The following is a 10,816-nucleotide window of genomic DNA, read 5'->3' as shown; positions in this document are numbered from 1 at the left end:
CAGGCGCTAGAAACGCGAAGGTTTCCTCAAGTTTTCCTCAAGAAAGCCTGATTTCTCCCCAATTGTCGGTACTAGGAAGTAGGTTCAACGTGGTTCGCCCCGCAAGGCGACCTGCCTCTCCGAAGGGGCACCTGCGCGCGGCCTAGGGGTAGGTCCGCGCGGTCAGCACATCCGAATACTTGACTGGCTGGACAGCCAGCGATTCCGTGGGGGGATCTCATGTCCGATCGTTTCAACGAGCGCGCCCAGAGCACGCCCGTTCCTTCTCGTCGCGCCGTCGTGCGCTCGGCCGCCTGGGCCGTGCCGGCCGTGGCCGCCGTCTCCGCCGCGCCGGCGTTCGCCGCGACGCAGGTGTGCACCAAGTATCCCGTCAGCCTCGCCCTGACCTCGGGGAGCAGCCAGTACAACTCCGCTCGCACGACCTGGGAGCAGACCTACACCCCGGCGGGCGCCTCGGCGGCCGCCATCAAGATCAGCGCCGCCTTCACGGCCCCGACCGTCGTGAGCAGCGAGCCGAACCAGATGCGTACGCTGAGCTCCTTCAGCGACGGGAACAACCGCACGTTCACCACCGTCACCACGGGCCGCGAGCCGGGCGTGTCGGGGACCACGACGGGCCTCAACCTCGCCCAGCGACGCGGCGGCGGCGAGCACGACACGAACAACCCCACGCGTCACACGGGCGTGTGGACGTTCACCTTCACCCGCCCCGTCACCAACCTCCGTTTCACCCTGTCGGACATCGACAACGCCAGCGGTGACTTCGCGGACCGTCTTTACGTGCTCGCCGGCTCGGGCGCGACGGCCTCGATGGTGGCACGCGGCACCAACGTCCGGGCGGGTCGGCTCGGGACGTCGGCCGACACGTACTTGGACAGCACGTCGAACTCGGGGATCGACCTGACCTCGACCGCTGGTAGCGCCGTCTACCAGTTCTCCGGATCGACGTCGTCGTTCTCCATCAACTACTGGAACGGCCTCGAGAACGCAGGCAGCTGGAACCTCAACAACGACCAGCAGATCGTCATCTCCGGGATCTCGTTCGACTACGAGGTCTGCGTCTGACCTGCTCCCTCCCACAGGACGCCGGCACCCCTTCGGGTGCCGGCGTCCGGTGGTTGAGGAGCACCAGCGGCCCGGGTGGAGCGCTCAGCGCCGCTGGATCCGGGCGGTGCGCGCGGTGGTGACGCTCCGCGTGACGTAGCCCGGGGCGCTGGCGGTGACGCGGAGCCTGTCGAGACCGCGGGAACTGGAGTCGGGGAGGATGGACCCATGAGCACCGACAAGCCCCTGCCCCGTTGGTTCACCGACACCAAGGACGGCCACTCGCAGTGGTACGTCGACCGGTTCAAGGCGCTGGCCGCCGAGGGCGCCGACCTGCTCGGTGAGGCCCGGTTCATCGACGCCATGGCGGCCCGCGGTTCGCGGATCCTCGACGCGGGCTGCGGGGCGGGCCGGATGGCCGGTGCGCTGCACGCGGCCGGGCACACCGTGTACGGCCTCGACGTCGATCCGGTCCTCATCGGGGCAGCGGCCGCCGACCACCCCGGCCCGAGGTACGCGGTGGTGGACCTCAGCGAGCTGACCCTCGCGGACGTCGGTGGGGAGCCGGTGGACCTCGTGGTCACCGCCGGCAACGTGATGGTCTTCGTGGCGCCCGGCACCGAGCAGCAGGTGTTGCGCAACCTGTGCGCCGTCACCCGTCCGGGCGGTCGCGTCGTGATCGGATTCCGCCGCGACGAGGCCTACCCGTTCGAGACGTACGACGCCGACCTCGCCGAGATCGCCGCCGACGGGGTCGCCCACGTCGAGCAGCGGTTCGCCACCTGGCACCTTGACGCGTTCACCGACGCCGCCGATTTCGCGGTGACTGTCCTGCGCGTCGGACCCCGATGATCTCGACGATCCTCGTCGAGCACCCGTGGCTGGTCCGTCTGGGGTTCGCCGCGGTGGTGCTGGTGGGGCCCCTCGTGGGCGCATGGCTGGTGCCGCGCACGAGACTCGCGTGGGGCATGGCAGCTGCTTCGCTGGTACCGGTGGTGCTGGTGACGATGGTGCCGGTCGACCGCGAGCTCTGGTACCGCTGCGAGGTCGCGTGGTCGTGGCCGACGCTGGGGCGGGTCGAGGGGGCGGCCAACGTCCTCCTCTTCGCCGTACCGGTGTTGCTCGCGGCCGTCGCCAGCCGCCGCGTCGTGGCGGCCGTGCTGGCGGGGTCCGCGCTGTCGCTGGCGATCGAGTCGGTCCAGGGGCTGGTCCCGGCGCTGGGTCGTTCGTGCTCGACCGACGACTGGCTGGCCAACTCGCTCGGTGCCGTCCTGGGCGGGCTGCTCGCGATGGTGTCGCTGCGGGCCGCCGCCTGGCGGGAGAGCCGTCGCCCCGTGGCTGTCGGTGGTGCGAACTAGGGTGGGCCCATGGCCGGCCACCGCATCTTCACCACGTCCGTCGCCTCGGTGTACCCGCACTACGTCGCCAAGGTCGAGAAGAAGGGCCGCACGGTCGCCGAGTTGCACGAGGTGATCGAGTGGCTCACCGGTTACGACGAGGCAGCGCTGCAGCGCCGGCTCGCTGACGCGACCACCTTCGAGGAGTTCTTCGGCGCGGCCGAACTGAACCCCCACGTCGGGATGATCACCGGGGTCGTGTGCGGGAAGCGGGTCGAGGAGATCGAGGACCCGCTGATGCAGCAGATCCGCTACCTCGACAAGCTCGTCGACGAGCTGGCCAGGGGCAAGGCGATGGAGAAGGTCCTGCGGGGCTGAGGGCGTGCGCGCCGACCTCGAGTTCACCGGGCCCGTCGTGGAGTGGCGCGGCCCCGCGCCGTACTACTTCGTCGAGATCGGCGAGGCCGAGAGCGACGACATCAAGTTCCTCGCCCAGGGCATCGAGTACTGGGGCCAGGTGCCGGTCGTCGTGCACATCGACGACATCGAGTTCACCACCGCACTCTTCCCCAAGGACGGCCGCTACCTGCTGCCGCTCAAGGACGCCGTACGCCGCCCGGCCGGCTGGGCGTTGGGCGACGTCCTTGACGTCGCGCTGCGCGTCGGCCGGGAGTAGCGCTCCGCTGTTCAGTCGGCGGAGGCGCCCGCGTCGACGACCGTGAACGTGATCCCGGCCTCCTGCAGGCGCCGCAGCAGGTGGTCGCCCATCGCGGCTGCCGTGGTGACCTGGCCCGCGGTGGGCGGGTTGTCGTCGTACGCGAGCGACATCGCGGCCTCGCCGAGCATGACGGCCGTCTCCGTGTACCCGGGGTCGCCGCCACGGACCTGCGTGTGGACGCGCTGGCCTCCGCCCTCGCCGACCATGTCGACGGTGAACCACGACTTGTCGCGCCGCGACGGCGACGGCCCGGTGCCCGCGGGGATGCGGGAGGCCACGGCGCGGCGCAGCGGCGGGACCTGCGCGGCCACCATCAGCCCTCCCAGCCCGACGGCAGAGACGGCCAGCGTGCGCAGCTTCTTCAGGCCGGCGTAGTGGGAGTAGGCGAAGTCGGGACCGTACGACTCCAGCGCCGCCGCGGAACGGGCGACCACGAACGGGTCGACCGTGGGCAGCGGCACCAGCCACAGGCCCAGGTCGTCGTCGCGGTGCACCTTGCCGCTGCGGGCCCGCGCCCGGCGTCCCGCGGGGCGTGCCTCGCGGGTGCGGCGCTCACCCATCGTGGCCCGCATCTGCCGGGCTCGCGCGAACTGGCCGAGCGCGGAGTGGAACGTCCCGCCTGACAGGGAGGCGTTGGAGCGCACCACCCCGGACAGGGTGATCGGTACGCCGGTGGGCAACTGCTGCACCGTGAAGTACGCGCCGAGGTCGTGGGGGACGGAGTCGAACCCGCACGCGTGCACCAGCCGCGCCCCGGTGCGTACGGCCGTCTCGTGGTGGGCCAGCCACATCCGGTCGATGAACTCGGGCTCCCCGGTCAGGTCGGCGTAGTCGGTGCCCGCCTCGGCGCAGGCCGCCACCAGGGGCTCGCCGTGCTCGAGGTACGGCCCGACAGTGGTGGCCACGACCCGTGTGGCCTCCGCGACGCGGCGCAACGAGTCGGGGTCGGTCGCGTCCGCGACGAGCAGGTCGGGTGCTGCCGCGGCGCCCGCGGGGAGGGTGGCGCGCACCTGCTCCAGCCGGCCCTCGTTGCGTCCGACCAGCGCCCACCGTGCGTCGGACGGCAGGTGGCTGGCGAGGTGGGCGGCAGTCAGCCCGCCGGCGAAACCCGTCGCCCCGAACAGCACGACGTCGTAGGTGCGGTCCTCGTGGGTGCTCATGGTCGACCAGTCTGGCACCTGCGCGACGTGCTCCGCTCCGGCCGCCCGGGCGACCGCTCCGCAGCACGTCCTGGCCTGCGTGCGACGAGGTGGTCGCAGGTGACGCCGCTCTCGCCGGAGCCCCTGCGCCCTCGCCCGATGCCGCCCGCTGACCGCCCCGGGGATACCGTCCAGCGGTGAGTGAGAGTTCCGCCCGCCCCACCCAGGGCCGCCTGCTCGTCCTGGCCGGCATCGTCCTGCTGGCCTTCAACCTGCGACCGGCGGCGGTCAGCGTGGGGCCGGTGCTGGAGGAGGTCACCGAGGGCCTGTCGATGTCGCACTCGGTGGCCGGCCTGCTGACCTCGCTCCCGGTGCTGGCGTTCGCCGCGTTCGGGGCCGCCTCTCCCTGGGCGGCGCGACGCTTCGGCGTCCACCGCGTGACGGCGTTCTCGCTGGCCGCGGTCGTGGTGGGGCTGGCGGCCCGCGCTGCGGTCGGCACGACCTGGGCGTTTTTGGTGCTGTCGATGGTGGCGCTGGCCGGCATGGCGGCGGCCAACGTGCTGCTCCCGTCACTGGTCAAGCTGCACTTCCCGACCCGTGTCGGCGCGGTCACCGCGGCGTACACGACCGCGCTCGCGATCGGCCTGACCGCGGCACTGACGCTGACCGTGCCGGTCGCGGAGGCGTTCGGGAGCTGGCGGGCCGGCCTCGGCGTGTGGGCGGTGGTCGGCGCGGTGGCGCTGCTGCCGTGGCTCGGCCTGCTGGCCCACGACCGTACGCCCGAGTCCGCGCCCCACGAGGTGACGCTCGCCCAGGTGGCGCGCACCCGGCTGGGGTGGGCGATGGCGGCGTTCTTCGGCCTGCAGTCGCTGCAGGCGTACTCGATCTTCGGCTGGTTCCCGCAGCTGTGGCGTGACGCCGGCTTCTCGCCGACGGTGGCCGGCGCGCTCGTCGGTCTGCTGGGAGCCGTCAGCATCCCGCTCTCGCTGTACCTCCCCGCTGCGGCCGCGCGCCGCAAGGACCAGCGCGGTCTGCTGGCCGCCGTCATGGCCTGCTACCCGATCGGGTACGTCGGCCTGCTCGTCTCCCCGCACGACCTGGCGGTGGTGTGGGCGGTCGTGGTCGGCACCGGCGCCTGCACGTTCCCGCTCATCCTCACCATGATCGGTCTGCGCTCGCGCACCCCGTCCGGCACGGCCGCGCTGTCCGGCTTCACCCAGTCGGCCGGCTACCTGCTGGCCGCTGTCGGACCGTTCGCCGTCGGCGCGCTGTACGACGCCACCGGCGGCTGGACGGTCCCGTTGTGGTTCCTGCTCCTGCTCTGCGTGCCGCAGTTCCTCGTCGGCCTGTACGCCGCGCGGCCGGTGTACGTGGAGGACGAGCTGGCGCGCTGAGCCGGTCGCGGTCAGCGGAATCGGCCGCGCGGGGGCTGCGACACCCACCTAGGGTGACGCGCATCACAAGCCCAAGCGAACGGAGCAGGAGCCCACATGACTGACGCCCTCGAGCAGGAGATCCCGGTCGAGACCGCCCGCCCGCGCCCCCCGGCGCCCACCACGATCAGCGCCGAGGCGCAGGCGTTCCTCACCATGCTCTCGGCGGCCTCGCCTGCCCGCGAGCCCTGGCCGGCGCAGGGGGACCTGCCCGCGTGGGAGGCGCGGATCGAGGTGATGGACCAGCTGACCGACGGCTTCTACGGGCTGTCGATGCCGCCGGAGGGCAGCATCACGCGGGAGCGTCAGGTGATCGGTGGGGTCCCGACCTGGGTGCTGGTTCCGGCCGGTGTCGAGGAGCCCTCGAGCGTGGTGATCGACATCCACGGCGGAGCCTTGATGTTCGGTGGCGGGGAGCTGGCCTGGAAGTCGGCCGCGGCTGCTGCGGCCGGGCGGGCCAGCGTGACCTGGTCGCCGGACTACCGGATGCCGCCCGCGGCCCCGTACCCGGCCGGGCTGGACGACTGCCTCGCGCTCTACCGCGAGGCCCTCGACCAGTTCGGCGCGGACAACGTCGTGGTCGGCGGGGCCTCGGCCGGGGGAAACCTCGCGGCAGCGCTGCTGCTGCGCGCCCGGGACGAGGGACTCCCCATGCCGGCCGGTCTGGCCCTGCGCACGCCCGAGCTCGACCTCACCGAGGCCGGCGACACCTGGCGCACCAACGACGGCATCGACATCCTGTCCTCGGTGCACGAGGTGAGCGTGCTGTACGCCGACGGGCACGAGCTCGACCACCCGTACCTCTCGCCGATCTACGGCGACGTCAGCGGGTTCCCGCGCACCTTCCTCCAGAGCGGCACCCGGGACGTCCTCCTCTCCGAGACCGTACGGATGCACCGCGCTCTGCTTCGCGTCGGCGTCCCGGCGGAGCTGCACGTCATGGAGGCGATGCCCCACGGCAGGTTCAGCGGCGCCACGCCGGAGGACCGCGAGCTCCTCTCCGAGCTGGTGCGCTTCGAGCGGGAGTGCCTCGGGCTGGCCTGAGCTGCCGCCCCGCCGTGCTGCGTGTCCCTTCGCAGCGCGGCGGGGGCGCTTCCCCCTACGCTGGGCCACCCCGGAGGAGAGGAACGCTGATGGACACCGACCTGCAGGCCGAGATCGAGATCACCGCCGCACCCGAGCACGTCTGGTCGCTGGTCGCCGACCCGGAACGGATGGCGCAGTGGAGCCCGCAGGTGGAGTCGGTGCGCGTCAAGGGGGACGGTGCCGTCGGCGTCGGCACCCGCTTCACCAACCGCAACCGCGACGGCGAGCTGGTCTGGGTGACCCACGGCGAGGTCGTGCGCTACGAGGCGGGCCGTGAGATCGCCTTCCGCATCGACGAGAACTGGGTGACCTGGTCGACCCTCGTGGAGGCCACCGAGGCCGGCACCCTGCTGCGCCAGCGCCGCGAGACCTCCGAGGGGATCTCGCCGCTGTCCCAGGAGCTCGCGGACGGGTTCTACGGTGGGGTCGAGGCGTACGGGCAGGTGATGCTCGCCGGCATGCAGCAGACCTTGGCCACGATCAAGGCCTCCGCCGAGCAGGACGGCGCCGAGCAGGACGGCACCGAGCAGTAGGCACGTCGAGCCCCCGGCCCCGCACTCCGGACCGCTCACAGGAAGTGCACAACCTCACGCCAAGGTCGTGACAGGTCGCCCGCACACAGTGGAGTCTCCACCACCTATCCCGCCGGACCGGCCGGGACCGGAAGGAGCTCCACGATGCGACTCCCCAAGATCCGTCAGGGCCTCGCCGCCCTCACCGCCGTCTGCGTGCTGGCTGCCTGCGGAACCGCCACCGCGACCTCGTCGAGCAGCACGTCCTCCACGAGCGCCTTGAGCTCGAGCAGCTCCACGGTGATCACGGTGGAGGACGCCCTGGCCGACAACATCGAGGTCGTCGAGGGCGAGACCTCCTACGACGAGAGCGACGTCGTCGAGGTCGAGCTCGACGGCGCCACGGCCGACTCCGACTCCGAGGCGGTCACCGTGTCCGACGACGGCACCGTGACGCTCAGTGCGCCGGGTACCTACCGGCTCTCCGGCGAGCTGGCCGGTCAGGTCGTCGTCGACAGTGCCGTGGACGGTGCCGTACGGCTGGTCCTCGACGGTGCGGACATCACCTCCTCCACGGGCCCGGCGCTCAACGTGGTCGACGCCGACACCGTCGTCGTCGTGCTCGCCGAGGGCAGCCAGAACAGCCTCACCGACGCCGCCACGTACGAGGACACCAGCGAGGAGGCGCCCACGGGGGCGCTGTACTCCACCGCGGACCTCACCATCGGTGGGACCTCGGTTCCCTGCACGTGACCGGCCGGTTCAACAACGGCATCGTCGCCAAGGACGGACTGGTCATCTCCGGCGGGACCATCGAGGTCGACGCCGTCGACGACGGCATCATCGGCAAGGACTACCTGGTGCTGCGCGGGGGCGACGTCACCGTCGACGCCGAGGGGGACGGGGTGAAGTCCGACAACGACACCGACGCCGGCAGCGGTTTCGTGCTCGTCGAGGGTGGCTCCCTGGAGGTCTCCTCGGCCGACGACGGGATCAAGGGCCTGGAGGTGCTGATGTCCGGCGGCGAGGTCGTCGTGGTCGAGTCGGTCGAGGCCCTCGAGGGGGCCCTGGTCGTGATCGACGACGGTTCTCTGGAGCTGCACTCCGCCGACGACGGCATCAACGTCGCCTCCTCCGACGACAGCGCCAGCACCGACGGTGCGCCGGGAGGCGAGATGGCCGCCGACTCCTCGCTGCACCTGGTCATCAACGGCGGGACGATCGAGGTCTTCTCCAGCGGCGACGGCCTGGACTCCAACGGCGACGCGGTGATGACCGGCGGCGAGGTGACCGTCCACGGTCCCACCACCGACGGCAACGGCGCGATCGACGTCAACGGCACCTTCCTGGTCTCCGGGGGCACCCTGGTCGCCCACGGCAGCGCCGGGATGATGGTCGCCCCCTCGGCCGACTCCGAGCAGGGGTGGATCGCGACCGCGCTGGCCACGACCGCGTCCGCGGGCGACACCGTGAGCGTCAGCGACGCGTACGGCACCGAGCTCGCCACCTACGTCCTGGACAAGGACAGCGCCTCGCTGGTGCTCTCCTCCTCCGACATCGAGGCCGGCGAGACCTACGTCGTCAGCGTCGAGGGCACCGAGACCACCGTCGTGGCCGACGAGGCTCCGGCCGGGGGCGGCATGGGCGCAGGGCCCATGGGCTGAGCATCCAGACCCGAGACCACCAGACCCGAGACCACCGGCACACACGAAGGGCAATGACATGAACCAGACGTACCCCACCCCCAGCAGCACCGGCCCGTACGACGCGGACCCGTCCGGCAGCCAGACCGACCAGGCCCCGGCTGACCAGACCCCCGCTGACCCGACGCAGACCCAGGGCCAGACCCCCGCCGGCCGGACCCGCCCACGGCGCACCCTGCGCGCGCTGGTCGCCGCCGGCGCCACCGCAGCAGTCCTCGCCGTCGGAGGCGTCGGCTTCGGAGCCGGCTACGCGGTCGGTCACACCGGTGCGGCCACCGAGGGCACCGCCCCGGCCGAGGGCGACCAGCAGTTCACCGGCCCCGGGGGCGGCCAGGGGATGCCGCCCGGCTCGATGGACGTGAGCCAGGCACCCCCGGGCACCCAGGGGCAGTCCGGCACCGAGCAGAGCGCGCCGGACCTGGACGGGGACGGCCAGCCCGACACGGAGACCACGACGCCCGGAGGCACCACCGAGGAGTCCGCCGTCCAGTCGTGAGGTGCGCTGCCCGCGGCGGCGTACCCGAACAGGAAGAACCCCCTCCCAGCAACCCGTGACGGGTCGTGTGAGGGGGTTCTTCCTGTTGGTCTGCGGGAGCCTCAGCCCTTGTTCGCCTTGCGCGCCCGGCTCGCAGCCTTGGCCCGGGTGTTGGCGTCCAGGTCGACCTTGCGGATGCGCACGGTCTCCGGGGTGACCTCCACGCACTCGTCCTCGCGGCAGAACTCCAGGCACTGCTCCAGGCTCAGCTTGCGCGGCGGGATCAGCTTCTCGAAGTTGTCGGAGGTGGCCGAGCGGATGTTGGTCTGCTGCTTCTCCTTGGTGATGTTGACGTCCATGTCGTCGGCGCGGGAGTTCTCGCCGACGATCATGCCCTCGTACACCTCGGTGGCGGGCTCCACGAACATCACGCCGCGCTCCTGCAGCGACGTCATCGCGTACGCGGTGGCAGCGCCGGAGCGGTCGGCGACCAGGGAGCCGGACTGGCGGCTGCGGATCTCGCCGGCCCACGGGGCGTAGCCGTCGGAGATGTGGTGGGCGATGCCGGTGCCGCGGGTCTCGGTGAGGAAGTCGGTGCGGAAGCCGATCAGGCCGCGCGCGGGCACCACGAACTCCATCCGGATCCAGCCGGTGCCGTGGTTGCTCATCGTCTCCATGCGGCCCTTGCGGTTGGCCAGGAGCTCGGTGATGGTGCCGAGGTACTCCTCGGGCGCGTCGATGGTGAGGCGCTCCATCGGCTCGTGGACCTTCCCGTCGACCTCCTTGGTGACCACCTGCGGCTTGCCGACGGTCAGCTCGTAACCCTCGCGGCGCATCTGCTCGACCAGGATGGCCAGCGCCAGCTCGCCGCGGCCCTGCACCTCCCAGGCGTCGGGACGCTCGGTCGGGAGGATGCGCAGCGACACGTTGCCGATGAGCTCGGAGTCGAGGCGGTCCTTGACCAGGCGGGCGGTGACCTTGGAGCCCTTGACCTTGCCGACCAGCGGCGAGGTGTTGGTACCGATGGTCATCGAGATCGCGGGCTCGTCGACGTGGATCAGCGGCAGGGCGACCGGGTTCTCGGCGTCGGCCAGCGTCTCGCCGATCATGATCTCCGGGATGCCCGCGACGGCGACGATGTCACCGGGGCCCGCGGACTCGCCGGGGACGCGGTCGAGGCCCTCGGTGACGAGCAGCTCGGTGATGCGCACGTTCTTGACGTCGCCGTCGCGCTTCATCCACGCCACGGTCTGCCCCTTCTTGAGGGTGCCCTGGTGGATGCGCAGCAGCGCGAGACGGCCAAGGAACGGCGAGGCGTCGAGGTTGGTGACGTGCGCCTGCAGCGGGGCGTCCTCGTCGTACTCGGGCG

The 10,816-nt window shown here is 71.7% G+C and carries 13 protein-coding genes; 11 read left to right on the top strand and 2 right to left on the bottom strand.

What is annotated here, in order from left to right; translation table 11 throughout:
• The first annotated feature begins 219 nt into the window (after positions 1-219).
• The 5 genes from ACI379_RS08555 (at position 220) to ACI379_RS08535 (ending at position 3,057) form a co-directional block, all read left to right on the top strand.
• On the top strand, positions 220-1,065 hold the full coding sequence (locus ACI379_RS08555; protein WP_439791662.1) for a hypothetical protein: 846 nt from the start codon (positions 220-222) through the stop codon (positions 1,063-1,065).
• A 207-nt stretch (positions 1,066-1,272) separates the two neighbouring features.
• Positions 1,273-1,896: a class I SAM-dependent methyltransferase gene (locus ACI379_RS08550; protein WP_439791661.1), complete on the top strand. Its 624-nt coding sequence runs from the start codon at positions 1,273-1,275 to the stop codon at positions 1,894-1,896.
• Complete coding sequence (locus tag ACI379_RS08545) at positions 1,893-2,402, top strand: VanZ family protein (RefSeq protein ID WP_439791660.1); 510 nt, start codon at positions 1,893-1,895, stop codon at positions 2,400-2,402. Before ACI379_RS08550 ends, ACI379_RS08545 begins: the two co-directional genes overlap by 4 nt.
• 9 nt (positions 2,403-2,411) lie before the next feature.
• Positions 2,412-2,759, top strand: coding sequence for a DUF2200 domain-containing protein (locus ACI379_RS08540; protein WP_439791659.1), 348 nt, complete (start codon positions 2,412-2,414; stop codon positions 2,757-2,759).
• A 4-nt stretch (positions 2,760-2,763) separates the two neighbouring features.
• Positions 2,764-3,057: a DUF1905 domain-containing protein gene (locus tag ACI379_RS08535; protein ID WP_439791658.1), complete on the top strand. Its 294-nt coding sequence runs from the start codon at positions 2,764-2,766 to the stop codon at positions 3,055-3,057.
• A gap of 11 nt (positions 3,058-3,068) precedes the next feature.
• Here ACI379_RS08535 and ACI379_RS08530 read toward each other — a convergent pair whose 3' ends face one another.
• Complete coding sequence (locus ACI379_RS08530) at positions 3,069-4,259, bottom strand: saccharopine dehydrogenase family protein (RefSeq protein WP_439791657.1); 1,191 nt, start codon at positions 4,257-4,259, stop codon at positions 3,069-3,071.
• A 176-nt stretch (positions 4,260-4,435) separates the two neighbouring features.
• Here ACI379_RS08530 and ACI379_RS08525 point away from each other — a divergent pair, with 176 nt between their 5' ends.
• From ACI379_RS08525 to ACI379_RS08500, 6 genes are all read left to right on the top strand, one after another.
• Positions 4,436-5,632 (top strand): CynX/NimT family MFS transporter, encoded by a 1,197-nt coding sequence (locus ACI379_RS08525; protein ID WP_439791656.1) that lies wholly within the window; start codon positions 4,436-4,438, stop codon positions 5,630-5,632.
• A gap of 96 nt (positions 5,633-5,728) precedes the next feature.
• Entirely contained in the window at positions 5,729-6,715 is a 987-nt protein-coding gene (locus ACI379_RS08520; protein ID WP_439791655.1) for an alpha/beta hydrolase fold domain-containing protein, read from the top strand.
• A gap of 89 nt (positions 6,716-6,804) precedes the next feature.
• Positions 6,805-7,290 carry an SRPBCC family protein gene (locus tag ACI379_RS08515; protein ID WP_439791654.1) on the top strand — a complete coding sequence of 162 codons (486 nt, stop codon included), beginning with the start codon at positions 6,805-6,807 and terminating at the stop codon, positions 7,288-7,290.
• A 144-nt stretch (positions 7,291-7,434) separates the two neighbouring features.
• On the top strand, positions 7,435-8,022 hold the full coding sequence (locus ACI379_RS08510; RefSeq protein ID WP_439791653.1) for a carbohydrate-binding domain-containing protein: 588 nt from the start codon (positions 7,435-7,437) through the stop codon (positions 8,020-8,022).
• Positions 8,019-8,933 carry a carbohydrate-binding domain-containing protein gene (locus ACI379_RS08505; RefSeq protein WP_439791652.1) on the top strand — a complete coding sequence of 305 codons (915 nt, stop codon included), beginning with the start codon at positions 8,019-8,021 and terminating at the stop codon, positions 8,931-8,933. The genes ACI379_RS08510 and ACI379_RS08505 overlap by 4 nt, the downstream gene beginning before the upstream one ends.
• A 58-nt stretch (positions 8,934-8,991) precedes the next feature.
• Positions 8,992-9,468, top strand: a complete 477-nt coding sequence (locus ACI379_RS08500; protein WP_439791651.1) for a hypothetical protein — start codon at positions 8,992-8,994, stop codon at positions 9,466-9,468.
• A gap of 101 nt (positions 9,469-9,569) precedes the next feature.
• Here ACI379_RS08500 and ACI379_RS08495 read toward each other — a convergent pair.
• On the bottom strand, positions 9,570-10,816 hold a 1,247-nt coding region (locus tag ACI379_RS08495), incomplete at its 5' end, for an EF-Tu/IF-2/RF-3 family GTPase (RefSeq protein WP_439791650.1).

The sequence above is a fragment of the Nocardioides sp. genome (assembly GCF_051876515.1).
Lineage (GTDB): Bacteria > Actinomycetota > Actinomycetes > Propionibacteriales > Nocardioidaceae > Nocardioides.
Note: the sequence above shows the minus strand (reverse complement) of the source record. Positions and strands in the feature narration are given on the sequence as shown.